Source organism: Streptomyces sp. NPDC002754 (assembly GCF_053592315.1).
In genome coordinates this window covers 1,037,412-1,063,692 of record NZ_JBSFVM010000001.1, presented here as the reverse complement: position 1 = coordinate 1,063,692, position 26,281 = coordinate 1,037,412, and the positions used below count along the sequence as shown (strand labels likewise).

The following is a 26,281-nucleotide window of genomic DNA, read 5'->3' as shown; positions in this document are numbered from 1 at the left end:
CCGTGGTCACAGGGTCAGCTCCGATCGGCGGCGCGGGTTCAGGCGTTCGCGCCAGGCGCCCGCGAGGCCGGCGATGGCCAATGTCGGGACGATGATGAACAGGCCGGGGAAGAGGGTCGGCCACCAGTCACCCGCGAGCAGCGAGCCGCGCGCCGTCTGCACGAGCGTGCCGAGGCTGGCCTGGTGGGTGGGCAGGCCGAGGCCAAGGAAGGACAGGGCGGATTCGTGCCAGATGGCGTGCGGCACCATGAGGACCGCGGCGAGCGCCGCCTGTGGCAGGACGCCGGGCAGGAGGTGTCTGACCGTCACGCGCCACCGTGAGGCTCCGCCGGAGATCGCCGCGTCCACGTAGGGGCGCGAGCGCAGTGAGAGGACTTCGGCGCGCACGATGCGGGCCGTCGACAGCCAGTGCGTCAGGCCCACCGAGATCACGACCGGCCACACGCCCGGCCGGAACATCGCCACGATGAAGATGCCGAGCAGCAGGTGCGGCACCGACGAGAAGGTGTCCACGACGCGCATCACGCCCCGGTCCACCCAGCCGCCGAGCGCGCCCGCGAGCGCCCCGACGGCGGTGCCGATGACGGTCGCGACGACGGCGGCCACCACGCCGACGAGCAGCGAGACCCGCAGCCCGTACACGCTGCGCAACAGCAGGTCCCGGCCGACGTCGTCGGTGCCGAACGGGTGCGCCCAGGACGGCGGTTGGAGCTTCGCGGCGAGGTCGACGGCCTGCTGGTCGAGTTGCGTCAGGGGCGGCACCAGGAGCACGGCGAGAACCACCACGGACACGAGCACCGCGGACGAACGTATTCGCCACGCGCGCGTGGAGCGGCGCCGCATCCCGCGCGTGCGCCATTCCAGGGCCGGCGCAACGGTCTGGTCAGCGGTTTGGTCAGCCATCGAAGCCCACCCTTGGATCGGCGATGCCGTACAGGAGGTCGGCGGCCCAGTTCCCGGCGAGCACGGCGAGCGTCGCGAGGACGGTGACGGCGGCGAGCAGCGGGAAGTCGACGGAGGTGGCCGCCTGCACGGTCGCGGCGGCGATGCCCGGCCAGCTGAACACGGTCTCCACGAGCAGTGCCCCGGTGATGAGTTCGGGCACCCGTGAACCGATGAGCGTGAGCACGGGCAGCGTGCCGGAGCGCAGCGCGTGCCCGAACAGCACGGTGCGCGGGGCGAGTCCGCGTGCGCGGGCCCCGCGCACGGGGTCCTCGCCGAGCGCGTCGCCGACGCCCTGACGGACGTAGAGGACGAACCACGGAAGCTGCGAGATCGCCAACACGCCTGCGGGCAGCGCGAGATGGGACAGCACCTGTCCGGCGGTGACCGTGGAGGAGCCGGTGTCGGTGAGGCCGCCCGCGGGCAGCACGCCGAGTTTCAGCGCGAACAGCCACACGGCGAGCAGACCGAGCCAGAACGGGGGCGCGGCCTCCAGCGTGTACGCGAGCGAGGTGACGGCACGGTCGAGCCAGCCGCCCTGGCGGCGTGCGGCCAGCACGCCGAGGAGGGTGCCGAGCACGATCGCGACGAGGAACGCGGTGGCGGCCAACAGGACGGACCAGCCGAGCCGTTCACCGATCACCTGCGCGACCGGCTGCCGCATGACGGCCGAGTCGCCGAGGTCGCCGGCGAACGCGGACGTCAGCCAGTCCCACCAGCGGGCGAACAGGGGCTGGTCGACGCCGAGGTTGACGCGCAGCTGGTCGAGGTTCTCCTGTGACGCGGTGAGCCCGGCCGTGCCCGCGTACGCCTTGACCGGGTCGAAGGGGGAGGCCGCGGCGATCGCGAAGACGCCGAAGGTGACGGCGGCGAGGACGGGCACGGCGAACACGATCCGCCGGCCCGTCAGGCGTGCCATCGGCCCCCACGGGAGCCGTCTGCTCATGCCTTCCAGTCCTCCACGTTCCACCACGGCCCGGAGGCGAGCCCGTGGTCGTGCGGCTCGATCTGGGTGGAGAGGCCGCCGAACTTCTTGTCGACCACGTAGAGGTGGTCGATGTGGGTGAGGAAGGTGTAGCCGGGGTCCTTCACGAGCTCGCGCTGGACGGTGTCGTACGCGGCCTGCCGCTTCGCCTTGTCGTCGGTGCGGCGGGCGGCCTCCAGGGCGGCGTCGACCTTCTTGTTGTCGTAGTGCGCCATGTTGTTGAAGCCGTCGCCCGCGAGGGAGGACTTGAGCAGCGAGTACTGGTCGAAGTCGGGGTCGGCGGGCGCGCCGCCACCGGCGAGGACGGCGTCCTTGGGCATGCGGGGCATGATGACTTCCCAGGTGCCGCTCTCGACCTTGACGTCGATGCCGAGCTTCTTGGCGTCGGAGGCGTAGGCGAGGGCGTGGTCCTGGCGGAGCTTGTCGCCGGTGAGGTACCAGAGCGGGAAAGCGGCGCGGACGCCGTCCTTCTCGCGGATGCCGTCGGCGCCGGCCTTCCAACCCGCCTGGTCCAGGAGCTTCTTGGCCTTGGCGATGTCGTGCGTACGCTCCGTGCCCTTGGTGAACCAGGGGCTGTCGGTGGGCACGGGGCCGTAGGCCTCCTTGCCCGCGCCCTCCAGGATCTGGTCGACCATGGCCTTGCGGTCCACGCCGATGTCGAGGGCGCGACGGACGGCGTTGTCGCCCGCGACCTTGTTGCCGGTGGGCAGGGTGACGACGCGGTAGTCGAAGGTCTTCGCCGCGTACGTCTTCATGTCGGGGTCCGACGTGTACGTCTTGGCGAGGTTGGGCGGCAGGATGGCGCCGTCGAGGTCGCCGGAGCGCAGCCGGGTGGCGCGCACGTCGTCGTCCTTGATGATCGCCATGGTGAAGTTCTTGATCTTCGGTGCGCCGCCCCAGTAGTCGGGGTTGGCCTTGAAGACGAGCTTCTCGCCCTTGGACCACTTCACCAGCTTGTACGGCCCGGTACCGATCGGCTTGGTGGTGAACTTCCCGTTGTTCACGTCGCCCTTGCCCGCGACGTGCTCGGGCGCGATGGGCAGGACGGTGCGCTCGGCGAACGGTGCGTAGGGGTACTTGAGGTGGAAGACGACGGCGTCGTCGCCCTTCGCCTCTACGTCCTTGACGGCGTCCAGTTCGGCCTTGGAGGCGTTGTTGGTCTTCTTGTCGAGGATGGACTCGTACGTGAAGACGACGTCCTTGGAGGTGAACGGCTTGCCGTCACTGAACTTCACGCCGTCGCGCAGCTCGTACGTGTAGGTGCGGCCGCCGTCGGTGACCTTGGGCAGCTCGGCCGCGAGGGCGGGCTTGAGCTTCATGTCGGCGTCGTGAGTGAGCAGCCCGTCGAAGATCTTCGAGTTGCCGTCCTTGCCGTAGCCGAGGAGCGGGCTGAGGCTGTCGGGCTCGTAGGCGATGCCGACGACGGCGCTGTCGGCGCCGCTGCCCTTGGCGTCGTCGTTCGGCGCCGCGCACGCCGCAGCGGTCACCGCCAATGCGGCGACCGCTGCCCCTGCTGTCGCGCTCCGTGCCGGCCTGGCCACGCCACCCACCCCTATTCAAGATCTGATGTTATTGCGAATGAGTCGCAATAATGTCATCTCGTCAAGGAGAGGTAAAACCCGGCTGTGCCCTGCCTGTGAAGTTGTGTGCGCGGCGCCTGCCGTCAGGGAGCCCGCAGATCGACCAGTTCGGCCAACTCCTCCCGGTGCCGCCCCGCCGTGCCGAGCGCGATCGAGTCCGCCTTGGCGCGCTTGAGGTACAGGTGGATCGGGTGCTCCCACGTCATGCCGATGCCGCCGTGCAGCTGGAGCGCCTCCTCGGCGGCGTGCACCGCGACGGGCGCCGCGTACGCCTGAGCCACGGCGACCGCGATGTCCGCGTCCTCGCTGCCGGTCGCGAGCGCGTCGGCCGCGTTGCGGGCGGCGGCCCGTGTGTTGACCGTCTCCAGCCACAGCTGGGCGAGGCGGTGCTTGAGCGCCTGGAAGGAACCGACGGGCCGGTTGAACTGGTTGCGCTCCTTCGTGTAGCGCACGGTCTCCGTCAACAGCCAGTCGGCGAGCCCCAGTTGCTCGGACACCAGCAGCCCGGCGCCGGCCCGCAGCGCGCGCCGCACCGCCGTCGCCGCACTGTCGGTCAGCTTCCGTCCGGCGGCCCCCGCGAACGTCACGGCGGCCAGCGGGCGCGTACGGTCCAGCGGGGTCTGCGGCTCGACGGTGACCCCCTCGGCGCCCGCGTCGACGGCGAACAGGCCGCTCGCGGTGGGCACCAGGAACACATCGGCGGCGGCCGCGTCCGCGACGCCGGTGATGCGCCCGGTCAGCGCCCCGCCCTCCTCTCGTACGTCCTTGAAGTCCTGCCCGGACGTGGCCGACAGCGGCACGGTGAGCACACCAATGGAACGGCCGGAGGCAAGCGCGGCAAGGACGGTTGCCGCCTCGTCGCCCTCGCAGGCGAGCAGCGCCTCCGTGGCGATGACGGCGCTGGTCAGGTACGGCACGGGGGCGACGGCGCGCCCCAACTCCTCCAGGACGACGGCCGCTTCGCGGTGCGAGGCGCCCTGGCCGCCCTTGTCCTCCGGGACGAGGAGGCCGGCCAGGCCCATCGTCTCGGCGAGGTTCTTCCATAGTGCGCGGTCGTGCGGCGCGTCCGTGTCGACGCGGGCGAGGACCTCGGTTGCGTCGCAGTGGTCGGTGAGCAGGTCGCGGACCGCCGAGCGGAGCGCTTCCTCCTCCTCGGAGTAGAGGAGGTCCGGTTCGGTGCTGTGGGTGCTCACTTGGCGAGATCCTTCCAGGCGACGTCCTTGTCGGTGCGCGGCTCGGACGGCAGGCCCAGGACGCGCTCGGCGACGATGTTCAGCAGGATCTCGCTCGTCCCGCCCTCGATGCTGTTCCCCTTGGCGCGCAGGTACCGGTAACCGGCCTCGCGGCCCGCGAAGTCGACGATCTCGGGGCGCCGCAGGGTCCAGTCGTCGTACAACAGCCCCTCTTCGCCGAGGAGTTCGACCTCCAGGCCGCTGATCTCCTGGTTGAGGCGGGCGAAGCCGAGCTTCATGCCCGCGCCCTCGGGGCCGGGGTGCCCGGCGACGAGCTGCTGGCGCAGGCGTTCCGACGCGAGGCGCGCGACCTCGGACTCGACCCACAGCTTCACGAGGCGCTGGTGCAGGTCGTGGGTGCGCAGTTCGGGGCGCTCGCGCCAGGTCTTGGCGACGAGGCCCACAAGGCCGCCCTCGCGCGGGACGCGCATGCCGCCGATGGAGACGCGCTCGTTGTTGAGGGTGGTCTGGGCGACCCGCCAGCCGTCGCCGACCTCGCCGAGCCGGTGGGCGTCGGGGATCCGGACGTCGGAGAGGAACACCTCGTTGAACTCGGCCTCGCCGGTGATCTGGCGCAGCGGCCTGACCTCGACGCCGGGATCGGTCATGTCGCACACGAAGTACGTCATGCCCTTGTGCTTGGGCACGTCCGGGTCGGTGCGGGTGACGAGGATCGCGAAGCGGGCGTTGTGGGCGCCGGACGTCCACACCTTCTGGCCGTTGACGACCCAGGTGTCGCCGTCACGGACGGCGCGGGTACCGAGCGCGGCGAGGTCGGATCCCGCGCCGGGCTCGCTGAACAGCTGGCACCAGATCTCCTCGCCGACCCAGAGCGGCTTGAGGAAGCGCCGCTTCTGGTCTTCGGTGCCGTAGCGCAGGATGGTGGGGGCGGCCATGCCGAGCCCGATGCCGTTGCGCCGCGGATGATTGTCGGGCGCGTCCGCGGCCGTCATCTCGGCCTCGACGACGGCTTGCAGGGCGCGCGGCGCGTCGAGCCCGCCGAGGCCCTCGGGGTAGTGCACCCAGGCGAGCCCGGCGTCGAAGCGGGCGCTGAGGAAGTCCTCGCGCGGCGTGGTCGCGGGCGGGTGTGCGGCCAGGAACTCCCGTGTGTTCTGCCGGAGTTGGGTGGCGTCGACGCTCATGCGGCGGCTCCTTCCTGCTGACGGGCGTTCAGGCCCGGCACCACCACGACGCGGCCCGTCGTGATGCCGTCGGCGACGCGCTGCACGGCGGACGCGGCGTCGCTCAGGTCGACGCGCTCGCTGACGAGGGGCTTGATGGCGCCGCTCGCGGCCAGCTCGGTGAGCTTCTGGTGGCAGTGCGGGATGAGCCCCGGGTTCTTGGTGGCGTACAGGCCCCAGTGCAGCCCGACGATGGAGTAGTTCTTCACCAGCGCGTGGTTGAGCGCCGCGGTCGGGATGACGCCGGACGCGAAGCCGATGACCAGGATGCGGCCCTCGAAGGCGACGACCTTCGTGGACTGCTTGTAGGCGTCGCCGCCGACCGGGTCGTAGATCACGTCGGCGCCGCGGCCTCCGGTGACCTCCTTCACGGCGGCGATGACGTCCTCGGAGCGCCGATCGATCACGACGTCGCAGCCCAGTTCGGCCGCGACCTTCGCCTTCGCAGGGCCGCCGACGACGCCGATGACCCGGGCGCCCGCCGCCTTGCCGAGCTGTACGGCGGCGCTGCCGACCCCGCCCGCGGCGGCGTGCACGAGCAGCGTCTCGCCGGCCTGGAGGTGGGCGCGCTGGTGCAGGCCGAACCAGCCGGTCTGGTAGCCGACGTGCAGGGCGGCGACCTCGGCGTCGTCGAGCGAATCGGGCGCGGGCAGCAGGGACTTCGCGTCGGCGACCGTGTACTCGGCGAGGCCGCCGCGCGGCAGCACGGGGTTGGCGATGACGCGGCGCCCGTCCTCGGTCTCGCCGCAGATCTCGACGCCCGGCGTGAACGGCAGCGGCGGCGTGACCTGGTACTGCCCCTTGCAGAGCAGGGCGTCCGGGAAGTTGATGTTGGCGGCGCGCACCTTGAGCAGAACCTGCCCCGCACCGGGCTCGGGACGCTCCACCTCTTCGAGGCGCATCACCTCGCTCGGCTCGCCGTTCTCGTGCACTTGCCATGCCTGCATGCGGAGCCTCCACGGGACTGCTTCGTCAAACCGGGTTCGGCCGCATACTAAGCGGTCGCTTGCCGATCTGTGAATGCCCCGTGGGGGTCAGTCTTCGCCCGCGCGGCTTCAGTCTTCGTCGGCCGGTCTGCGCGCGGGCCGCGCCCGTACGTGCATGCGCTCGCCCTGCGGCCCGAACAGGATCAGGAACTCGGCGGGCCCCTCCCCCGTCGACCCGAACCAGTGCGGCACGCGGGTGTCGAACTCGACGGCCTCCCCCGGCTCCAGGATCACGTCGTGCTCGCCGAGCAGCAGCCGCAGCTTCCCGGAGAGCATGTACATCCACTCGTAGCCCTCGTGCGACTTCTGTTCCGGGTTCTCCATCCGACGCTTCGGCTCGATCACCTTGTACGCCTGGAGGCCGCCCGGCTTGCGCGTCAGCGGGATGAGCGTGCGCCCGCCGCGGACGATCGGCTTGGCCTGCACCCTCGGATCCTCCACGGGCGGCGCGCCGACCAGCTCGTCGAGGGGGACCTTGTGCGCGCGGGCGATGGGCAGCAGCAGCTCGAGGCTGGGCTTGCGCAGGCCCGACTCCAGGCGGGAGAGCGTGCTCACGGAGATTCCGGTGGTCTCGGAGAGCCCGGACAGGGTGGCGCCACGGTCCTTGCGCAGCGCGCGCAGCCTGGGCCCGACGCCGGACAGGACGGCCTCCATGCCCGCGTCGGACTGCTCGCCCTCATGTTCATGGTTCTGGTGACCTTGCCGATTCATGAATCCATTGCAGTTTCAGCAAGCTTGTTTGTCAATACGGCAGGAGTGGATGCACCTTCGGGAACACAGCAGTTTTCGAGTGCGAGGTGGTCACGATGCAGGTTCAGACTCCGGCAGGGATCAAGCGACACGCGTACGACGTCGTGGTCGTCGGCGGCGGGACGGCGGGCCTGACGGCCGCGCTGATCCTGGGCCGCTCGCGCCGCTCGGTCCTCGTGGTCGACGCGGGCGACCCGCGCAACGCGCCGGCCGCGCACATGCACGGCTTCCCGTCGCGGGACGGCATGCCGCCGGCCGAGTTCCTGGCCGAGGTGCGGCGGGAGATCGCCGAGTACGGCGTCGAGCTGGTACGGGACCGGGTGACGGCGGCCGAGGCCGACGGTTCGGGTGAGTTCGAGGTGACCCTCGCGGACGGCGGCCAGGTGCACGCGCGACGCCTCGTCATCGCCACCGGCCTGGTGGACGAGCTCCCGGACATCCCCGGCCTCGCCGAACGCTGGGGCGACGACGTGATCCACTGCCCGTTCTGCCACGGCTACGAGGTGCGGGACCAGCCCATCGCCGTCCTCTACCGCAAGGCGACGGGCATCCACCAGGCCGTCCTGTTCAGCGGCCTCTCCCCGGACGTGACGCTGTTCCTGAACGGCACGGACGAGGACGACCTCCCGGACGAGCACTGGCAGACCCTCGCGGCGGCCGGGGTGAGCGTGGTGAGCGGCAGGGTCGAGGGCATCGAGGTGACGGACGACCGGCTGACCGGGGTGCGCCTCGAAGGCGGTCGGGTGTTCCCGCGGTCGGTGGTGGTCGTCCCGACGGTGATGGTGCCGCGCGACTCCCTACTGAGCGCGCTCGGGGCCCGGACCAAGGAGACCCCGATGGGCCCGTTCGTCGAGGTGGATCCGACAGGCCTGACCAGCGTGCCGGGCGCATGGGCCGTGGGGAACGCGACCGGCCCCGCGGAACAGGTCGTCAACGCGGCGAGCGCGGGCTACCGGGCGGGTGTCACGCTCCACGCGCAACTGCTCCAGGCGGACCTGGAGCAGGAGGTGGCGCGGCGCAGGGCCGGGGTGTTCTCACCGGAAGGCGAGCGGGCGGTGGCACGCGCGCGGCGGGAGACCGTGGGGGCGTGACGGGCGGGTGCCGGGGCGCCTCATGCGCCCGCGGCGCCCTCCGCCTCCCACCGCAGCAGGTCACCGGGCTGACATTCGAGTACGTCGCAGAGCGCGGCGAGGGTCGTGAAGCGGACCGCCTTGGCGCGGCCGTTCTTCAGAACCGCGAGATTGGCTGGGGTGATCCCCACGCGTTCGGCCAGCTCGCCGACGGACATCTTCCGCTTGGCGAGCATCACGTCGACGTCGACGACGATCGGCATCAGATCACCTCGTCCAGCTCGGCCCGCAGCTCCGTCGCCTCGACGTCGCGCGCGACCGCCTGGGCGAGCAGCATCCGCAGCACGAGCACGATGAGCGCGACACCGAGGATGGCCAGGCCGATCCCGCCCATGATGAGGGTGACGCCCGGATCGTCCGACTGGCCGGGCGCGTTGACACCCGTGACGACGAACCACAGCACGCCGACCGCCACGATCGCGCCGATCACCCCGTCCACGTACCGGAAGGCGGCGTGGGAGAACACGGTTCCGCGCCGCACCATCGACACGAGCCGCCATACGCAGACCAGGGCGACCTGAGCCGCGACCATTCCCAGGATCGCGATCACGCGCAGCGCGGTCAGCGGCATCGTGCCGTCCTCCGGATCGCTCCCGCTGACCAACACCCACACCATCAGCACCTGGACGAACACGGTGCCCGCGAGAACCACCGCGAGCACGGCGCGCAGCGCACGCACAGTCCACTTCCCCATGACCCACCCTGACCTTTCCATTGAATCGCGATGGAAATCTATCGAAAAACGATAGGCGCGGCAAATACGGGGTTCGTGCGGGCCGGGATTCCCGGGCCCGCCTGCACCCAACAGCCGCCAAGCCATGGAAGGTTGAGCGTTCAGGAGGTATCCATGTGCGCCATGACGCACTCCTCGCCCGCCCCGCGCGGCCTCCCCGCCCCTCCCCCACTCGGCGCGTCCGCGCTGCCCCCGGACACGTACGACGGCCGGGTCGTGCTGGTGTCCGGAGGTGGGACCGGGCTCGGGCGGGCCGTGGCGGCGGAGTTCGTGCGGCTCGGGGCCGACGTGATGATCGTCAGCCGGAAGGCGGAGCATCTGGCGCCCGCGCGCGAGGAGTTGCAGGCGATCGAGGGAGCGGGGTTGATCACGGCGGCGACCTGTGACATCCGGGACGCGGCCCGGATCACGGAGGTCTTCGACGCGGCCCTCGCGGCGCACGGCAGGATCCCGGACGTCCTGGTGAACAACGCGGCCGCCAACTTCCCCGCCCCGGCAGAGGAGTTGTCACCGAACGGCTGGCGCACGGTCGTCGACATCACGCTCAACGGCACGTACTTCATGACCCGCGAGTTCGGGCGCCGTCACCTGGCCGCGGGCACGCCGGGCTCGATGATCGCCGTCGGCGCGTCGTACGCGTGGACGGGCGGGCCCGGCTACGCGCACAGTTCGGCGGCGAAGGCAGGCGTGAAGAACCTGGTGGAAACCCTCTCCGTGGAGTGGGGGCCGTACGGCATCCAGGTCAACGGCCTGGTGCCGGGCCTCATGCCGCACGAGGACATGACACCCGACATCCGCGACAACCTCGACCGCGCCGAGGACCCCGCCGCCCGCCAGCCCGCTCTCCGGGTGGGCGCGCCACGGGAGTTGGGCTGGGCGGCGACGTTCCTCGCCTCCCCTTACGCCCGTTTCATCAGCGGCCACACGCTTGTGGTGGACGGCGCGAACTGGCAGCGGCGCGCTCTGGTCAACGAACCGGTGACGCCGGTGCGTGAGCAGTTGGGGCGCGGCCCGTTCGCACCGTGAGCCCGAACATCAACCGATCCTTGAACCAGGACATCAGCCGATCCGTGAACCGGGACATCAGCCGATCCGCTGCCCGTACACGTGGTCCACGTCCATCACCATGAGCACCCGGCGGTCGGACACCATCACCGACCGGTACTCGTCCCAGTCCGGGTGCTCGCCCGCGGCCTTGCGGTAGTACTCGACGAGCGCCTCGACCTCCGGCCCCTTGGGGTCGGTGCCCGGTCCGACGAGCTTCACGGTGCCTTCGGCGGTGGCCCAGGCCCGGCCGTCCGGGGCTGTCACCTCCAGTGCGGCGCGGGGGTCGCGGCGCAGATTGGCGGTCTTGGCGCGGCCCTCGGTCATCGACACGTACAACGTCTCGGTGCCGGGGTCGTAGAACGGCTGCACCGGCGAGAGCTGCGGCCGGCCGTCGGCCTTGAGTGTGGCGAGGACGCCGAGCCGGCTCTCGGTGAGGAGGGTGCGCGGGGCGAAGGGTGCGGTGGTCATGGTCACCTTTCGGTCGGGGGACGGACGCTACGGCGTCGACGTGGTCCGCCGACACCGTTGCGAACGTCTCACGCGCCCCGGTATTCCGGCGGCCTGCGCCGCGCCTTCGCCGTGAACCCCTCGGTCGCGTCCTCGGAGGTGAGCGTCAGCGCCGCGCTCATGGCGACCCGGTCGAGCGCGGCGTCGAGCCCCGCGTCGGCGTACGCGTCGATGTCGCGCTTGACGGACTGCACGGCGAGCGGCGCGTTGCCGGCGATCTCGGCGGCCACGTCGCGTGAGGCACGCTCCAACTCGACGACAGGTACCACCTGTTGGAGCAGGTTGAGCCGGTGGGCGGTCTCCGCGTCGATCCGCCGCCCGGTGAGCGCGAGGAACTTCGCCCACCCGGCCCCCGCCTCACGCGCGATCCGCAGGTCCCCGCCCGCGTCGACGGCGACCCCCAACTGCGCCTCCGGCAGGGCGAACACGGCGTCGTCGGCCGCGATCCGCACATCCGCCATGAGCGCCAGCTCGAACCCGAAACCGAGGCAGTACCCCTGCACGGCGGCGACCACGGGCTGCGGCAGCCGCGCGAACGCGGCGAACCGCTCGTGCACCCACCGGATGCCCTCGTAGTACGCCCGATGCCGCGCGGAACCGCTCTCCCCCTCGATGCCGCCGCCGGGCGCGGTCACATCGATCCCCGCACAGAAGGCCCGCCCCTCGGCGCGCAGCAGCACCGCACGTATCCGCTCGTCGAACCGGATCCGGTCGGCCATGATGCCCAGCTGCCGACTGGACTCCCAGCTCCAGGCGTTGAGCTTGGCCGGACGGCACAGCGTGAGCACACCGACGCCGCCCTTCTCGACGTCGAGGCGCATCCGCCGCTCGTCCCCTTCGGGGATCCGGGTGTCGGTCGTGTCGATCATCCGCGCAGGGTAGCGGCGGGAAGCAGCATCCTGAAGACACCTGCACGCTCAACTCACGGACGCCTACGTCATCGACGAGACACGCCCCGGCGGAGCAGACCGGTCGAGACGGCCCAAAGCCGCTCGGCGGTCGCGGGATCGAGCGCCCACTCCTTGACGCCGTGCGGGTGCCGCACGAGTTCGGCGTCGTTCGGCACGGTGTACGCCTCTTGCCCGTCGTCGAGGTAGTGGCCTCCCGTGCGGGCGAACTGCGGGGCGACGGCCGCGACGACGCTGGTGGCGGCCCCCTGCTCGACGGTCTTGTACGTGAAGGTACCGGCGGCCTCGGCCGCGTCGAGCGACGCCTTCTGTTGGGGTGTGAAGTTCCGCTGGAGCCCCGTCGCGACACCCCCTGGGTTCACCGCGTTGGCCACGATGCCGTCCGCTGCCCAGAGGCGGGTCGCCTCGACGGCGAAGAGCGCGTTCGCCGTCTTGGACTGGGCGTAGGCGAGCTGCGGGTCGTACGCACGACGCTCGAAGTGAAGGTCGTCGAAGTCGACACCGGCACGCATGTGGGCCGTGGAACTGACCGCGACGATCCGTGCTCCGTCGCGGTCGGCCGCGCCCCGCGCCAATGCGCCGTGCAGCCCGGTGGCGAGCGCGAAGTGGCCGAGGTGGTTCGTCGCGAACTGCAACTCCCAGCCCTCACGGGTGCGTTCGAGGCCGCCAGTGACGACGCCTGCGTTGTTGATCAGCAGATGGAGCGGGCCGTCCCAGGTGTCGGCGAAGCGTGCGACGGAGGCCCCGTCGGCGAGGTCGAGCCGGACGACCCGCGGCCGAGTCCCGGCGGTCGACTTCTCGACTTTCTCAGCGACGGCCTCACCCGCGGCCGTGTCGCGGACGGCGAGCGTCACGTCCGCGCCGGCGGCTGCCAGCGCCCGCGCCGTCTCGGCCCCGAGCCCGGAGGACGCCCCCGTCACGACTGCACGGAGACCGTCGAGGTCGACACCGCGAAGCACCTCGTCCGCGGTGCTGGAGGCGGTGAAGGGCGTGGTGATGAGGGCGTGGGCATCCATGCGGCCGACTATACGCACTGAACATTATTTGTATAGTACGTAATCCGTCGCCTACGCTCGCCCCATGAGCAGCCCCGACGCCGACCGGCGCACCCTGGTCCTGGACTCCGCCATGGCCACGTTCGCGCGATTCGGATACCGGAAGACCTCGATGGAGGAGGTGGCACGGGCCGCGCACATCTCCCGGCCCGGCCTCTACTTCCTCTTCTCCTCGAAGGAGACCCTGTTCCGCGCCGCGGTCACCCAGACGCTCGATCAGGACATCAGCGCGATCGAACACATCCTGGCGGACGCCGGCCGCCCCCTCGCCGCGCGCCTCGTGGACGCGTTGGACCGGTGGGCCGGTCGGTACATCGGCCCGCTGTCGGGCGACATCACGGTGGTCATCGAGGACAACCCCGGCCTCCTCGGCGAGATCGTCGACACCGCGCCACGGCGCTTCGAGGTCCTGATCACCAACGCGATCGCCCTCGAATCGGCACGGAAGACCGCCACCCCCATCGCCCGGACACTGATCAGCGCCTCCATCGGCCTCAAGCACCAGGCCGCGACACGGGACTTCTACGTGGACCGGATGAGGACCGCGGTCGCACTGCTGATGCGCTGAAGACATGACGGACGCCGGTAACGTCGACAACACCGTAGACACTGTCTACCTCCATCGGGTAGACAGTGTCCATGCAGACGAACGGCACCACGGGCGGCAGCCTCAGCGAGCACCTCATCGACACCGGCGTGGCACTCGTCGACGCGGAGGGCGCGGCCGCGTTGTCACTGCGCGAGATCGCGCGGCGGGCGGGAGTCTCGCACGGCGCGCCCCGCCGCTACTTCCCCACCCACCTGGAGCTGCTGTCGGCGATCGCCCGACGCGGCTTCGCGGACCTCGGCGAACACGCAACGCGGGCACTCGCCGACGCCGGGCAGGACCCACGCACCCAGGTCGCCGCCCTGGCGCGCACCTATCTCGACTTCGCGGCGCGACACCGCGGCATGTACGAGCTGATGTTCCGCCACGACCTCTTGGAGAGTGGCGAGTTGGGGCTGCGCGAGACGAGCCTTCCGCTGTTCAAGGTGCTCGCCGACCGAGTCTCGGCAGCGCGCCCGGACGCGGAACCCGCCCTCGTGGCAGGCGCGTTGTGGGCGAACCTGCACGGGGTCGCCCAACTGTGGGGCTGGGGCAGCCTCCAACTGGCCGTCACCGCAGAGGACATCGAGCCTCTACTGACCTCGGTGCTCGACGCCCACTTGGGCCCGGCGCCCCGATGAACGACCTCACGCGTCGGCGCATCACACTCGCGGGCAGCGTCGTCGGCGCGGTCCTCGTCGCGCTCGACGGCACGGTCCTGACCGTCGCCCAGCCCGCGCTCCAGGACGACCTCGACGCCTCCCTCACGCAGGTCCAGTGGACCAGCACCGGCTATCTGATCGCGGTGGCGAGCCTGCTGGTGTTCGCCGGACGGCTCGGCGACCGCTACGGGCACACGCGGCTCTTCGGATACGGGATGCTCGGGTTCGCGGCGGCCTCCGCCGGGATCGGTGTCGCGCCGGACATCCGGTGGGTGATCGCCCTGCGCGTCCTCCAGGGAGTGTGCGGCGCGTTGCTTCAGCCGGCGACGCTCGGCATGCTGCGGGCCGCCTACGCCGCCGATTCGCTCGGTACGCCGATCGCGTTGCGCACCAGCGCGATCGGTGTCGCCGCTGCCGCGGGCCCGCTGGTCGGCGGGGTACTCACGGCGCATCTGGGCTGGCGTTCGGTGTTCTTCCTGGGCGTGCTGCCCGCGGTGGCGATCGCGGTGCTCGTCCTGGCAGTACGGGACCGGGCGCCGGTGACCGGAACGCGCGCCGTCGGGCTCGATCCGGGCGGTGCGCTGCTGCTCGCGGCGGCGCTCGGCTGCCTGGTGGCGGCGCTGGCCGCGCTCCCGGGAGCGGGGTGGTCGGCGGGCACGGTGCTGCTCGCGGCCGGAGCGGGGACGGTGGCGGTCGCCTTCGTCGTACACGAACGCCGCGTGCCGGACCCACTGTTGTCCCCCGCGCTGCTCGCGTCCCCGGCGGTCGCGCCCGCGCTCGGCATCCTGTTGACGGCTTCGGCGGCGCTGTTCGGCACGCTGTTCGTGGCCACGTACTTCCTTCAGGATGTACTCGGCCTCGACCCGCTCGGCACGGCGCTGCACATGCTGCCCGCCGCGCTGTGCATGGTGCTCGCGGCGCCGCTCACCCCGGTACTGCTGCGCCGCTTCGGGAGCCGGGCGACGACGTCGGCCGGGATGCTGCTCCTGGCGGCGGGGGTGTTCGGCTTCGGTCGCCTCGACACGTCGGCGACCCAACTGGCCATCGGGGCCTGCGCGTTCGCGATGGGCACGGGTTTCGGCACGGTGATGGTCGCGGCGACGGAGTCCCTCGTCCGCCGGGCCGCCCTCGGCACGGCCGGCGTGGCGGGCGGCCTCCAGCAGACGGCGATGAACGTGGGCCCGACACTCGGCGTGGCGACGGCGACGACGCTGCTCGCGGGCGGCGCCGACTTCGTGGCGTCGATGGGCGTGACACTGACGGCGCTTGCGATCCTCTTGCTCATCGCCTGCGCGGCCGCCGTCCGGCTTCCCGCCGAGGCAAAGCAGGGAACGACCCGAGCCCGTACGCAAACGCCCTAGGAACAGCGGCCGGAGTGGTGACGGGGATCGATACGCCCCACCCGTCACCCCTGCGCAGCCTTACCTCCGGCCGAACGCGATGCGGTGTCGCTGATGACGCCGGCAAGCCGCTGGAGCTGCGCGGCGAGCGCGTGGCGCTCTTCTGGCGTGAAGTGTGCCAGGACCTGGGACTGACGCGCCCTCAGCTCGGCGCGCATGGCGGCAAGCCGGTCGGCGCCATCCTCGGTGAGACGGATCAGCACCTGCCGCTCGTCGTGTTCGGAACGCCTCCGCGTGACCACCCCGTCAGCCTCGAGCTGTTTGAGCATTCGAGTGGCGGTGGGGACGCTGACCTCGGCCCCGGCGGCGAGCCCCCCGACCGACGCCCCTTCCCCTCGAACGTCTTCCACCAGCGGTTCCAGCATCGCCACCTGCGCCAGGGACAGCCCGGCCTCGGACCGGCCGACAGAAGCGGCCCGCGATCGGCGCATGGCGTAGAAGAGCTGATCAGCGGCGCGCGCCAGCTCCTCCACACCACCCTCGTCGCCGTCGGCGCCCCGCCGCTCCTCACCTGCGCGTTTGCTCACGTCAGCCATGACCGTTAGCTTACTAAATGCATTCGTTAGCACGCTAACCAATAGGGAGCTAAGTGCCATGGACCTTCCTGCCCGCATCGACGTCCACCAGCACATCGTCCCGCCCGTCTGGGCCCGGGCCCTCGACTCACGCGGCCTGGACTCGGGCGGCTGGGCCATCCCGTCCTGGAGCCCGGAAAGCGCCATCGCGATGATGGACCAGCAGGGAATCGCCACTGGCGTGCTGTCGGTCACCGCACCCGGCGTGCACCTCGACAGCGACGCGGCCGCCCGTGACCTCGCGCGCGCCGTCAACGAATACGGCGCCGAGGTCGTCAAGGACCACCCCGACCGCTTCGGCCACTTCGCGAGCGTCCCGCTGCCCGACGTCGACGCCGCCGTGACGGAGGCCGTCCACGCACTCGACACCCTGCATGCCGACGGCGTGGTACTGATGTCCAACACCCACGGCCGCTACCTCGGCGACCCGGACTTCGAGCCGCTGTGGGCTGAACTCGACCGCCGCGCGGCCAGCGTCTTCATCCACCCCGCCCAGCCGCCGATGCCACTGCTGCCGGGCACCCCCGCCCCCCTCGCGGATTACGTCTTCGACACCACCCGCACCGCCCTCAACCTGGTGCTCAACGGCGTCATGAGCCGTTACCCGAACATGCGCGTGATCCTCTCCCACGGCGGCGGCTTCCTCCCCTACGCCGCCTACCGGTTCACCGGGCTGGCCTCGGCCGTCGTCGACCCGGGCCGCACGGCAGAGGACGTCCTGCGCGACCTCAAGCGGTTCTACTTCGACACCGCACTGTCCGCGAGCCCCAGCGCCCTGCCCGCCTTGCTGGCCTTCGCCGAACGCGGCCACGTCCTCTACGGGAGCGACTGGCCCTTCGCTCCCCAGGACGCCGGCACGTACTACAACAGGTATCTGACCTCGTACCCCGACTTCACGCCCGGCCAGGCCGAGGCCATCGACCGCGACAACGCCGAAGCGCTCTTCCCCCGCCTCGCCCACTGACCGCGCGACATCGGCGGTCGTGGCTCAGCCCGATACAGGCGTACGGGACAGCGCGGTACGCACCGCGAAGATGCCGAGCAGGCCGCCCGCCGTGAAGCGTTGGACGGCCATGGCGCGGGGACGGGCGGCCAGGAACCCCGATACCCGGGCGGCGCCGAGCATGATCAGGGCGTTCACGGTGATCCCCACGAGGATCTGTACGCCGCCGAGTTGGAGCAACTGCCCCCAGGCAGGCCCCGCGTGCGGGTCGAGGAACTGGGGCAGCAGCGCGGCGTACATGAGCGCGATCTTGGGGTTGAGCAGGTTGGTCAACAGCCCCATGGAGAACAGCCGGGCATCGGAGACCGGCTGCAGGTCGCCGGCCGGGGCGAACGGCGAGCGGCCGCCGGGCTTGAGCATGCTCCAGGCGAGGTAGGCCAGGTAGACGGCCCCGGCCAGCTTGACCACCAGGAACGCCACCGGCACGGCGGCGAACAGTGCGGACAGGCCGGCGGCCGCTGCCAGCAGGTAGGCCACGAATCCCACGGCGGTCCCACTGAGGCTGACCAGGCCCGCCCTGCGCCCTTGGGTGATCGCGCGGGAGGCGAGGTGGATCATGTTCGGTCCCGGTGTGAGGGCCATGCCCAGCTCGATCAGGGCCACTCCCCCGACTGCGGTCGCACTGATCACCGGTCGTCCTCCTGATCGCTCGTCGGGCGCCCGATGCGGATGGGGCGCCCGGGTGCGACGGACGGCGACACGATGCCCGAACACCCGTGCCGAAGATTACGCGATCAAGGGGGCCCGCCGGTCAGGCGTCAGGCATGATGCCCTCAGTGCGGGATCCCGTCGATCAGTTCCCGTGCGCCCTGGCGCAGCAGCGCCACCGCCACCGACATTCCCAGCGTCGCCGGGTCCAACGGGCCCGCCCACTCCTGCGCGTTGAGCACCCGCTTGCCGTCGGGGGTGAACACACAGCCCCGCAGCGACAGGTCGCCGGAGCGTTCGGCGCGGGCGTAGCCGGCGATCGGCGAGTTGCAGTGACCCTGCAAGACATGCAGGAACATGCGCTCGGCGGTCGCCTCGCGCCAGGTGTCGCGGTCGCCGAGGCCGGTCACCGCCTCCAGCGTCGAGTCGTCGCCCTCGCGGCACTGCAACGCCAGGATCCCCGCGCCGATCGGCGGGCAGATCACCTCCGGCGAGAGGACCTCCGTGATGACGTCGGTGCGGTTGATCCGCTCGAGTCCCGACAGCGCGAGCAGGAGGACGTCCGCGTCGCCCGCCGCCATCTTCTCCATGCGGCGGTTGGCGTTGCCGCGCATCGGGACGCATTCCACGTGCGGGTGGGACGCGGCGAGTTGGGCGACGCGGCGGACGGATGACGTACCGACGCGGGTGCCCTCGGGCAGCTCGTCGAGGGTACGGCCCGCCGGGTCGATCAGCGCGTCCCGTACGTCGTCCCGCTTCAGGTACGCGCCGAAGGTGCAGCCCTCGGGCAGCGGCCGGTCGGCCGGGATGTCCTTGAGGCAGTGCACGGCGAGGTCGGCCTGCCCGTCGAGCAGCGCCCGGTCGACCTCCTTGGTGAAGGCACCCTTGCCGCCGAGCTTCGACAGGTCGCCCATCCACTTGTCGCCGCTGGTCGTGACGGGCACGACCTCGGTCCGGATCTCGGGGTGCAGCACGGCGAGTTCGGCGCGAACACGCTCCACCTGGGCCAGCGCCATCGGCGACGAACGGGAGACGATACGGATCAACTCGGCTGACATGCCGACACGATAGCCGCTCCGACCGCGAGGGAACCGACACCCCCACGCGGAGCGATCCGCACTCAGCGGGGCTCGGCACGCCTCGACCTCGAACTCATTCCGCGCGCAGGATGCCTTCCACCCCGTACAGGAACGTCTCGGAGATCAGCGCGGGGTCGAAGAGGCAGCCGGCGGCCATGGCGCCGTCCCGGAGCATCACGAAGTGCCGGCCCGCCTCGTCCGCGGGCGTGCAGCCGGCCTGACCGAGCAGCTCGACGGTGGTTTCCAGGAACCATTGCCGATGCGCCAGCACGGCCTGGTGGACCGGGTGGGTCGGGGCGGGGTATTCGGCCGCCGCGTTCAGGAAGGCGCAGCCGCGAAAGCCCGAGGACCGAATGCCGTCGGTGATCGTGCGGGCGACGGCGCGGACTGTATCGGCGGCCGGGAGCTCCTGCTCGCGGACGGCCTCGACCTGACCCCGGATGCCTTGATCGGCCTGCTGCAGGTAGGCGACGACGAGCTCTTCCTTGCCCTTGAAGTGCCGGTACAGCGTGGCCCGGGTGACCTGGGCCTCTTCGATGATCCGGTCCACACCGACGGAGTGGATCCCCTCGGTGTAGAAGATGCGGGTCGCCGTGGACAGCAGCCGCGCCCGCGCCTCGGACGTCCTGCCGCCTGCCGTGCTCGCACTCATGGCGCCAACGGTACCAGGCATGCGAGGGAGAACGTTCGGTCTTGACGGCGGGGCGCGGACGGCTTTAGATGGGAAACAGAAAGAGACCGAACGTTCTCCCTCGGTCGAGTGTCGGGCCTCAAAGCGCGTCGAGAACTCCGGCGCGGCACGCCTCCTCCTCCGCTCCTCCTCCGCCCTCCGAAAGGGATCCTCATGGAAACCGTCGTCTCCGCACCCGCCCCCGCGGCGAACCCCGTCGCGGCACTGCGACGTCTGTACCTTCTCCGCTTCGCGTTCGCCACCGTATGGGCCGGACTGCTGTTCACGAGCGCCGGCGCCCTGGGCCCGCTGGGCAAAACACTGCTGGTGCTCTATCCCTTGTTCGACGTGGCCTGCGCGATCGTCGACGTCCGCTCCGCCAGGGCCAACCGCGGGCCGGTGCGCGGCCTTTACGCGAACATCGCGCTCAGCGTCCTGACCACGGTGGGACTGATCCTGGCCGTCTCCTCAGGCATCCCGGCCGTGCTGCGCGTGTGGGGCGCCTGGGCCATCACCGCGGGGTTCGCCCAGCTGACCGTCGGTGTCCTGCGGCGCGGCATGGGTGGGCAGTGGCCGATGATCGTCAGCGGCGGCATCTCCGCGCTCGCCGGGGCCTCCTTCATCGCCCAGGCGGCGAAGGACGGGGCTTCGCTGACCAACCTGGCCGGATACGCCTTCCTCGGCGGCGTCTTCTTCCTCGTCTCCGCGCTCCGTCTGCGGCGCTGAAGCGACGCGTCCGGCGTTGAAGGCGCCTCGGCGTCGCTCATGTCGAGCGGCGCCCGACCGCCGGACCAGCCGCGGTCAGCCGAAGGGGCCGTCGTCCGCGAAGACGTGGGCGGCGAAGCGCTTGCCCATCCGGCGGTATGCGGAAGCTGTGGGGTGAAGGCCGTCGGCCAGGTCGGACACCTCGTCCGGGCCGAGCAGTTCACGGCCGTCGAGATAGTGGAGGTGGGGGTCGTGTGCCTTGCGGGCCGCCACGATCCGGGCCAGTTCGGCGCGGACCACGGTCAGTGTCAACGCCCCGGTGGCCACCTCTCCCGGGTCGCCCAGGGCCGTGATCTTCCCGTCCGGTCCCGTCGTGGTCGGGCCGGGGGACTCCTCGAGTGCGGGGCAGCTCACCGGGGACATCAGCAGGAGCGGGGTGTCCGGGTGCCCGTCACGGATCGTGTCCAGGAATCCGTGCACGGCCGGGCCGAACGTACGCGACCGGAAGGCGGTCAGGCTCACGATGTTGATGCCCGTCTTGAGGCTGATCAGGTCGGCGGGCATGTCGCGGATCGTCCGGGCGACGTACGGGTCGAGCAGCGCGTTGCCCGCCTGGCTGAGGTTGATCACCTCCACTCCTCCGAGCGCGGCCGCCACCACCGGCCAGGTGCCGGTCGGGCCGTCGGCCTCGATGCAGTGGCTGATGGAACTGCCGTGGTGCACCCACCGGCGGCGGCCATCAGGCAGTGGCGCCAGCACCTCTCCGTCGGCGCGCAGTGCCACCAGTTCCGTGGGGGTCTGCTGCGGCAGCCACAGTTCGACGTTCTTCATGCCGCCCGGCAGCCCGGTGAACCGTACGGTCCCCGGCTCGCCCGGGATCAGCCTCTGCGTGGCCCCCGGGCCCGCCATCCGCAGCACGTTGCCCACCGGCGCCTTCCGACGTCCGGCCAGGACGCCGTCCACCACCAGCTCCAGCATCCCGGTCGGGCGGGGATAGAGGTCGGATTCGAGCTGCCCTGTGGAGGTGAGCACCTCGAACTCCAGCTCACGCGCGTCCGTGCGGAACACCAGCCGCACGCCCGAAGGCATCAGGGTCGCCCCGTACACCGAGGGGTCCTGGTACTGCTCCATGGTCCAAGCGGGCAACCGGCGCGGCATCACGCCCACCCGCGTGGTCTCCAAGTCCAGCGCACCCCGGAATTCCACCGGCCCGCACACCAGTGGAACCGCCCGCACCGCCACCGTCACCGCTCCTGCCTCGGGTCGAACATCCCGTGTCCGGATTCGCATACGTGCCCACAAGCCCACAGCCCACGTGCCCTCGGAGAACGCGGGGCCTACCGCCCGAACACCTCGAACGGCACCGCCGGCTTTCCGCCGAACCGCTCCGCCGCCGCTTGCACGTTCCCGGTGAGGAAGGTCCGGCAATACGTCTCCGGGTCCTCGCTCGTCAACACCTCGATGTACGTGCGGTGTTCGAGGAGGGAGCTGATGGAACGCTCGAGCCCGGCCGTCGCGTCGACGGCGTGGGTGGGCTGTGCGGAACCGGCGACGGCCACCCACCGCACCCCGCCCCACGGCTCCAGCCCGTCGTCCGCCAGCTCGGGGAAGATCCACCGGTTGCCCGCGTCGCCGGCCGCGTCGAGCGTGGCCCGGCCGACGGCGACGTGGTCGGGCGTGTTCCAGGCGACGCCGCCCCACGTGTCACGGTGGTTGAGGGTGATGACGAGTTCCGGCCGGTGCCGGCGGATCGCGGCGGCGATGTCGCGGCGCAGCGCCGTGCCGTACTCGATGACGCCGTCGCGGTGATCGAGGAACTCGACCGTCTCCACCCCGACGACGGCCGCACTGGCCCGCTGCTCCTGCTCGCGCAGCGGGCCGCACTTGGCGGGTTCGAGGGTGTCGATGCCGGCCTCGCCCCGGCTGGCGAGTACGTAGGTGACCTCGCGGCCCGCGTCCGTCCAGGCCGCGATGGCGGCGGAGCAGCCGTACTCCAGGTCGTCCGGGTGGGCGACGACGGCCAGGGCGCGCTGCCAGTCCTCCGGCATGGGCTGCAGCGGGGCTTGGGTGTTCGGTTCGGGCAGGGTCATGCCGGTAAGCCTATGGCGCTGCCCGAACCGAGGGCACGCTCTTACGCCATGCCCCGCGCCATCACAAAGAGCCGCAGGGCGGTTCTTATGCCATGCCCCGCGCCATCGCAAGCAGCCGGTCGAGCACGCGCGGGCCGCCCGCGCGCAGTCCGTCGTGCTCGAACTCGTTCGTCACCCAGGGGCGAAGGCCGCGGATGCTCCGGGCCGTGCGCAGCGCGTGCTCCGTGTCGACGTACATGTCGTCGTGGTAGACGGCGGCGACCGCCGGGACCTCGTTGGCGGCGAGCCGCGTCGGGTCGTACAGCGGCGCCCAGTCGGTGCGGGCCGCGAGCCGCTCCGCGACCTCGCGCAGTGGACGCAGCGCCGGGTCGCAGTCGAACTGCCACGGGTGGATCGTCTCGCCGGTGAACAGCAGCGGTCCGCCGCCCGCGAGGGCCTTCTCCCCGTCGAACTGCGGGAATTCACCGCGTACGCGCTCCGCGGACCAGTCGGTGGCCCGGCTGCCGCCCTGCGCGTAGATCGCCTCGTGCAGCACGGCGTACAGCGGGTGGGGGCGGTAGGACAGCGCGCCCGCGACCTGTTCGCAGAACGCGTCCGACAGCTCACGCCCGCCCGGTGTCCGCACGAACGCGTCCTCGAGGAGGTAGTGCAGCCGGTCGCTGCCGTCGCCCGCGCCGAGCCAGATGCCGAGGGACTGGAAGGCGGGGACGGTCAGGCGGTAGCCGTTCGGAAGGACCGGCTCGTGCTCCTGGACGTACGCGGCGATCTCCTTCGCCCGCTCGACGTCCATCGGGTAACGGGCGTAGTGCGCACGAACCTTGCGCTCGACGCGCGGGTACGCGGCCCGGTAGACGTCGTCCGCGTGGCCGTCGAGCGTCGGCAGCCCTCCCGTGATGATCGCGGTCTCCAGGCCCTCCGGCGCGGACGACAGGTAGCGGACGGCGCAGAAGCCGCCGAAGCTCTGCCCGAGGATCGTCCAGGGCGCGCCGCCGGTGACCTCCCGGCGGATGAACTCGCAGTCACGCACGATCGAGTCGGAGCGGAAGTGCCCTACGTACGCCGCCTGTTGCTCGGCGTCGCCGCGCAGCGGAAGCGTCTGGCGGTTGACGGTGGCGGAGGCGCCGGTGCCGCGCTGGTCGAGGAGGAGGACCCGGTAGTCCTTCAGTGCGCGGCCGAGCCAGGCCGCCGGGCCGGAGAAGCGGTTGGCGCCGAAGCCGGGGCCGCCCTGGAGGTAGAGCAGCCACGGCAGCTTCTCGTGGGCGCGCCCCGGAGCGACGGCCTCGCGCGCGTAGAGCTCGATGCGCTCCCCGTCGGGAAGGTCATGATCCAGGGGTACGGAGAACCGACGGTCGGTCAGGACGACCCCGGCCTGTCGGTAGCTGGCGGCGCTCAATGCGACTCCTGTGCGGCGGTGCGGATGGTACGTCCGCCCAGTTTCCCACCTCGGTGTTCGACCGGTGTCACATCCGGCACTCCTGAACTGTCCTACCTGTGTAAGCCATCGATGGAGGCCCTCCTCGGAGGCCGGAGAAAGGATCGATCGTGGAGATGAACGCCGTCCTCGTGTGTCACTCCGTATCGCACGGCAATACGCGTCGTGTCGCCGACACCATGGCCGAGGTCCTGGGCGCGAAGGTCGTGACCCCGGAGCAGGCCGACCCCGCGGAGCTCGCGGATGCCGACCTCGTGGGTTTCGGCTCCGGTGTCTTCTACGCCAAGCTGCACCCGCGCCTGACGGACTTCGCCCGGACCCTGCCCGCCGGGCGGGGGCAGGGCCGGGCCTTCGTCTTCGCCACCAGTGGGCTTCCCGAGACGCCCCTGACGCGATTCGCCCGTCCGCTGGTCCGCCTCCTCGAAGGCAAGGGATACGCGGTGGACGGGACCTTCTCGTGCAGGGCGTTCGACACCTGGGCGCCCTTCAAGCTCGTCGGCGGCATCCACAAGCAGCGGCCGGGCGACGGGGATCTGGTCGCGGCACGGGAGTTCGCCACGCGGCTACGGGGCGTCCGGGGACCGGTGTCCTGACAGGGGCTCCAGGACCACCACCGTGGTCTCGAACGACCGCTTCGCCTCGTACGCGTCGAGGTTCTTCTCGATCTCGCGCCAGCGGTCCCACAAGTGCGCCCGCTCGTCGCCCGTCGCGGCGCGCGCCCGCACCGTCCGGCGCCCGCTGACCAGCTGGACCATCGCCTCGGGGTGTGCCCGGAGGTTGAGCCACCAGGCGGGCTCGCCCTCGCCCCACCCGTTCATCGCCAGCGTGACGAGACGTGGACCGTCCTCTACGTAAGCGACGATGACGCCGCGCGGGCGGCCCGTACGGCGGCCCATGGTGGTCAGCCGCAAGGTGCCCCACTTGTCGGGGCGCGGCTTCCACAGTCCGATCCGGCCGCCGAAGGCGCGGTACGCACCCCGGTGCGTCGACCAGGCCAGGCGGATGAACCAGCGTGGCGGGAGCCACGGCGCCTTCGTACGGTCCCCGGTCGGCATGGCGACCTCCCCCACGCGCTGTTGGCTACGGTTCCGGGGCACGGTAGCGGCGGGAGCCCGCCCCGGGTAGGGCCGAACGGGACTGACCGGGGGCGGGTGCCTACGTCTCGGGGCGCTGCCCCGGACCCCGCGGGCTCTCGTCCAAAGTGCGGGCTGCCATGACCGGGGCTCAGCACGCACCCACGCCCGGACCGGACCGGACCGGAAGACCAGAACGCTCAGCGCGCGCCCAAGCTCGATCCCCGCACCACCAACTCCGGTTGCAGCACCACCCGTCGGTGCTCGTGCGCACGCTCCGGGTCGTCCGTCGCCTCGATCTCCTCCAGGAGGAGGTCCGCGGCGAGGGCGCCCATGTGGACCGCGGGTTGCCGCACTGAGGTGAGGGGGACCGCGGCGGCCGCCGCGAACTCGATGTCGTCGTAGCCGACGATCGCGATGTCGTCGGGCACCCGGACCCCGGCCGCGTAGAGGGACTGCAGGACGCCGAGGGCGAGGAGGTCGTTGGCGCAGAAGACGGCGGTGGGGCGCTCGGTGAGGCCGAGGAGGCGGGCGCCCGCGTCGCGGCCCGCTGCCACGTCGAGGCGGTCCGTGGGGAGTTCGCGCAGCACGGACGCGGGGAGGCCGGCTTCCTTCAGGGCACGCAGGGCGCCTTGGCGGCGGTCCTCCACCTGGTTGAGCGTGCGCGGGCCGCTGACGTAGGCGATGCTGCGGTGCCCCGCGTCGATGAGGTGGCGCACGGCGAGCGCGCCGCCGTTGACGTCGTCGACCGACACCGAGCATTCGGTGGCGCCCTCGGCGACCCGGTCCACCAGCACGAACGGGATGTCGTGCCGGCGGAACGCCTCCACGGTGGGGCCGGTCGCCTCGGCGGGTGTCAGGAGGACTCCGCGTACCCGCTGCTCGGCGAAGAGCGACAGGTAGTCGGCCTCTTCGGCCGGGCTCTGCGCGCTGTTGCAGACCATCACGCCGAGCCCGGTGTCCCGCGCGGCACGCTCGGCACCGCGCGCTACATCCACGAAGAACGGGTTGCCCATGTCGAGGACGAGCAGGCCGATGATGCGGCTGCGCCCGGCGCGCAGTTGGCGCGCCGACTCGCTGCGGACGTAGCCGAGCCGCTCGATGGCGGCCTGGACACGGGCCCGCGTCGCGTCGGCCACGGCCTCGGGCCGGTTGATCACGTTCGAGACCGTGCCCACGGACACCCCCGCCTCACGGGCGACGTCCTTGATCCCCACGGACTGTGCCATCGGGTGTGGTCCTCCTGGTGAGCTGGTGCGGCAGTCGGAGTGTACGTGGCTGTGCCCGGTTGGTGTTCGACGCACCGGACGACCGAGTGAATC

Annotated in this window: 29 protein-coding genes; 8 read left to right on the top strand and 21 right to left on the bottom strand. The window is 71.3% G+C overall.

Going from position 1 to position 26,281, the window contains the following annotated elements; genetic code table 11:
* Positions 1–6: 6 nt before the first annotated feature.
* From ACWD2L_RS05135 to ACWD2L_RS05105, 7 genes are all read right to left on the bottom strand, one after another.
* Entirely contained in the window at positions 7–903 is an 897-nt protein-coding gene (locus ACWD2L_RS05135) for an ABC transporter permease (protein ID WP_351338041.1), read from the bottom strand.
* Positions 896–1,888, bottom strand: a complete 993-nt coding sequence (locus ACWD2L_RS05130; RefSeq protein ID WP_351338043.1) for an ABC transporter permease — start codon at positions 1,886–1,888, stop codon at positions 896–898. Before ACWD2L_RS05130 ends, ACWD2L_RS05135 begins: the two co-directional genes overlap by 8 nt.
* On the bottom strand, positions 1,885–3,468 hold the full coding sequence (locus tag ACWD2L_RS05125) for an ABC transporter substrate-binding protein (protein WP_351338045.1): 1,584 nt from the start codon (positions 3,466–3,468) through the stop codon (positions 1,885–1,887). Before ACWD2L_RS05125 ends, ACWD2L_RS05130 begins: the two co-directional genes overlap by 4 nt.
* A 122-nt stretch (positions 3,469–3,590) precedes the next feature.
* On the bottom strand, positions 3,591–4,700 hold the full coding sequence (locus ACWD2L_RS05120; RefSeq protein ID WP_351338048.1) for an acyl-CoA dehydrogenase family protein: 1,110 nt from the start codon (positions 4,698–4,700) through the stop codon (positions 3,591–3,593).
* Entirely contained in the window at positions 4,697–5,881 is a 1,185-nt protein-coding gene (locus ACWD2L_RS05115) for an acyl-CoA dehydrogenase family protein (protein ID WP_351338050.1), read from the bottom strand. Before ACWD2L_RS05115 ends, ACWD2L_RS05120 begins: the two co-directional genes overlap by 4 nt.
* The gene (locus ACWD2L_RS05110; RefSeq protein WP_351338053.1) at positions 5,878–6,867 is read right to left on the bottom strand and encodes an NADPH:quinone oxidoreductase family protein; all 990 of its coding nucleotides are present in this window, start codon (positions 6,865–6,867) and stop codon (positions 5,878–5,880) included. Before ACWD2L_RS05110 ends, ACWD2L_RS05115 begins: the two co-directional genes overlap by 4 nt.
* A gap of 108 nt (positions 6,868–6,975) precedes the next feature.
* Positions 6,976–7,560, bottom strand: coding sequence for a helix-turn-helix domain-containing protein (locus tag ACWD2L_RS05105; protein WP_351338124.1), 585 nt, complete (start codon positions 7,558–7,560; stop codon positions 6,976–6,978).
* A gap of 152 nt (positions 7,561–7,712) precedes the next feature.
* Here ACWD2L_RS05105 and ACWD2L_RS05100 point away from each other — a divergent pair, with 152 nt between their 5' ends.
* Positions 7,713–8,747, top strand: a complete 1,035-nt coding sequence (locus ACWD2L_RS05100) for an NAD(P)/FAD-dependent oxidoreductase (RefSeq protein ID WP_351338055.1) — start codon at positions 7,713–7,715, stop codon at positions 8,745–8,747.
* Between the two features lie 20 nt (positions 8,748–8,767).
* Here the strand turns inward: ACWD2L_RS05100 and ACWD2L_RS05095 are convergent, their stop codons facing one another.
* Complete coding sequence (locus ACWD2L_RS05095) at positions 8,768–8,989, bottom strand: helix-turn-helix domain-containing protein (protein ID WP_351338056.1); 222 nt, start codon at positions 8,987–8,989, stop codon at positions 8,768–8,770.
* Positions 8,989–9,480, bottom strand: coding sequence for a DUF2975 domain-containing protein (locus ACWD2L_RS05090; RefSeq protein ID WP_351338059.1), 492 nt, complete (start codon positions 9,478–9,480; stop codon positions 8,989–8,991). The genes ACWD2L_RS05095 and ACWD2L_RS05090 overlap by 1 nt, the downstream gene beginning before the upstream one ends.
* A gap of 153 nt (positions 9,481–9,633) precedes the next feature.
* Here ACWD2L_RS05090 and ACWD2L_RS05085 point away from each other — a divergent pair, with 153 nt between their 5' ends.
* Complete coding sequence (locus ACWD2L_RS05085) at positions 9,634–10,545, top strand: SDR family oxidoreductase (protein ID WP_351338062.1); 912 nt, start codon at positions 9,634–9,636, stop codon at positions 10,543–10,545.
* A 57-nt stretch (positions 10,546–10,602) separates the two neighbouring features.
* On the opposite strand, the gene ACWD2L_RS05080 is transcribed toward ACWD2L_RS05085, so the two are convergent.
* The 3 genes from ACWD2L_RS05080 to ACWD2L_RS05070 form a co-directional block, all read right to left on the bottom strand.
* On the bottom strand, positions 10,603–11,034 hold the full coding sequence (locus ACWD2L_RS05080) for a PPOX class F420-dependent oxidoreductase (RefSeq protein WP_351338065.1): 432 nt from the start codon (positions 11,032–11,034) through the stop codon (positions 10,603–10,605).
* A gap of 68 nt (positions 11,035–11,102) precedes the next feature.
* The gene (locus ACWD2L_RS05075; protein WP_351338068.1) at positions 11,103–11,942 is read right to left on the bottom strand and encodes an enoyl-CoA hydratase/isomerase family protein; all 840 of its coding nucleotides are present in this window, start codon (positions 11,940–11,942) and stop codon (positions 11,103–11,105) included.
* Positions 11,943–12,010: 68 nt separating this feature from the next.
* Positions 12,011–12,997: an SDR family NAD(P)-dependent oxidoreductase gene (locus tag ACWD2L_RS05070; protein WP_351338071.1), complete on the bottom strand. Its 987-nt coding sequence runs from the start codon at positions 12,995–12,997 to the stop codon at positions 12,011–12,013.
* 64 nt (positions 12,998–13,061) lie between these two features.
* Here ACWD2L_RS05070 and ACWD2L_RS05065 point away from each other — a divergent pair, with 64 nt between their 5' ends.
* From ACWD2L_RS05065 to ACWD2L_RS05055, 3 genes are all read left to right on the top strand, one after another.
* Positions 13,062–13,604 (top strand): TetR/AcrR family transcriptional regulator, encoded by a 543-nt coding sequence (locus ACWD2L_RS05065; RefSeq protein WP_351338072.1) that lies wholly within the window; start codon positions 13,062–13,064, stop codon positions 13,602–13,604.
* A gap of 71 nt (positions 13,605–13,675) precedes the next feature.
* Positions 13,676–14,263: a TetR/AcrR family transcriptional regulator gene (locus ACWD2L_RS05060; protein WP_351338073.1), complete on the top strand. Its 588-nt coding sequence runs from the start codon at positions 13,676–13,678 to the stop codon at positions 14,261–14,263.
* Entirely contained in the window at positions 14,260–15,645 is a 1,386-nt protein-coding gene (locus tag ACWD2L_RS05055; RefSeq protein ID WP_351338075.1) for an MFS transporter, read from the top strand. Before ACWD2L_RS05060 ends, ACWD2L_RS05055 begins: the two co-directional genes overlap by 4 nt.
* Before the next feature lie 44 nt (positions 15,646–15,689).
* Here ACWD2L_RS05055 and ACWD2L_RS05050 read toward each other — a convergent pair whose 3' ends face one another.
* Entirely contained in the window at positions 15,690–16,220 is a 531-nt protein-coding gene (locus tag ACWD2L_RS05050) for a MarR family winged helix-turn-helix transcriptional regulator (protein WP_351338076.1), read from the bottom strand.
* A 58-nt stretch (positions 16,221–16,278) separates the two neighbouring features.
* Between ACWD2L_RS05050 and ACWD2L_RS05045 the strand changes: the two genes are divergently transcribed.
* On the top strand, positions 16,279–17,223 hold the full coding sequence (locus ACWD2L_RS05045) for an amidohydrolase family protein (RefSeq protein ID WP_351338079.1): 945 nt from the start codon (positions 16,279–16,281) through the stop codon (positions 17,221–17,223).
* Between the two features lie 24 nt (positions 17,224–17,247).
* On the opposite strand, the gene ACWD2L_RS05040 is transcribed toward ACWD2L_RS05045, so the two are convergent.
* The 3 genes from ACWD2L_RS05040 to ACWD2L_RS05030 all read right to left on the bottom strand — a co-directional run bounded on the left by ACWD2L_RS05040 (position 17,248) and on the right by ACWD2L_RS05030 (position 19,641).
* The gene (locus tag ACWD2L_RS05040) at positions 17,248–17,892 is read right to left on the bottom strand and encodes a LysE family translocator (protein ID WP_351338081.1); all 645 of its coding nucleotides are present in this window, start codon (positions 17,890–17,892) and stop codon (positions 17,248–17,250) included.
* A gap of 143 nt (positions 17,893–18,035) precedes the next feature.
* Positions 18,036–18,968: a hydroxymethylbilane synthase gene (gene hemC / locus ACWD2L_RS05035; RefSeq protein ID WP_351338084.1), complete on the bottom strand. Its 933-nt coding sequence runs from the start codon at positions 18,966–18,968 to the stop codon at positions 18,036–18,038.
* 94 nt (positions 18,969–19,062) lie between these two features.
* A complete protein-coding gene (locus ACWD2L_RS05030) occupies positions 19,063–19,641 on the bottom strand; it encodes a TetR/AcrR family transcriptional regulator (RefSeq protein WP_351338086.1) in 579 nt (192 codons plus the stop codon).
* Positions 19,642–19,833: 192 nt separating this feature from the next.
* On the opposite strand from ACWD2L_RS05030, the gene ACWD2L_RS05025 reads away from it, so the two are divergent.
* Entirely contained in the window at positions 19,834–20,385 is a 552-nt protein-coding gene (locus ACWD2L_RS05025) for a hypothetical protein (RefSeq protein WP_351338089.1), read from the top strand.
* Between the two features lie 75 nt (positions 20,386–20,460).
* Here ACWD2L_RS05025 and ACWD2L_RS05020 read toward each other — a convergent pair whose 3' ends face one another.
* The 3 genes from ACWD2L_RS05020 to ACWD2L_RS05010 form a co-directional block, all read right to left on the bottom strand.
* Complete coding sequence (locus ACWD2L_RS05020; protein WP_451187229.1) at positions 20,461–21,654, bottom strand: GDSL-type esterase/lipase family protein; 1,194 nt, start codon at positions 21,652–21,654, stop codon at positions 20,461–20,463.
* A gap of 47 nt (positions 21,655–21,701) precedes the next feature.
* Positions 21,702–22,454 (bottom strand): PIG-L deacetylase family protein, encoded by a 753-nt coding sequence (locus ACWD2L_RS05015; RefSeq protein ID WP_351338091.1) that lies wholly within the window; start codon positions 22,452–22,454, stop codon positions 21,702–21,704.
* Between the two features lie 85 nt (positions 22,455–22,539).
* The gene (locus ACWD2L_RS05010) at positions 22,540–23,847 is read right to left on the bottom strand and encodes an alpha/beta fold hydrolase (protein WP_351338093.1); all 1,308 of its coding nucleotides are present in this window, start codon (positions 23,845–23,847) and stop codon (positions 22,540–22,542) included.
* A 155-nt stretch (positions 23,848–24,002) separates the two neighbouring features.
* On the opposite strand from ACWD2L_RS05010, the gene ACWD2L_RS05005 reads away from it, so the two are divergent.
* Positions 24,003–24,479: a flavodoxin family protein gene (locus ACWD2L_RS05005; RefSeq protein WP_351338129.1), complete on the top strand. Its 477-nt coding sequence runs from the start codon at positions 24,003–24,005 to the stop codon at positions 24,477–24,479.
* Here ACWD2L_RS05005 and ACWD2L_RS05000 read toward each other — a convergent pair.
* The gene (locus ACWD2L_RS05000) at positions 24,450–24,941 is read right to left on the bottom strand and encodes a nitroreductase/quinone reductase family protein (protein ID WP_351338096.1); all 492 of its coding nucleotides are present in this window, start codon (positions 24,939–24,941) and stop codon (positions 24,450–24,452) included. The two genes, ACWD2L_RS05005 and ACWD2L_RS05000, sit on opposite strands and share 30 nt — an antisense overlap.
* A gap of 218 nt (positions 24,942–25,159) precedes the next feature.
* The gene (locus tag ACWD2L_RS04995; RefSeq protein WP_351338099.1) at positions 25,160–26,188 is read right to left on the bottom strand and encodes a LacI family DNA-binding transcriptional regulator; all 1,029 of its coding nucleotides are present in this window, start codon (positions 26,186–26,188) and stop codon (positions 25,160–25,162) included.
* Positions 26,189–26,281 lie beyond the last annotated feature (93 nt).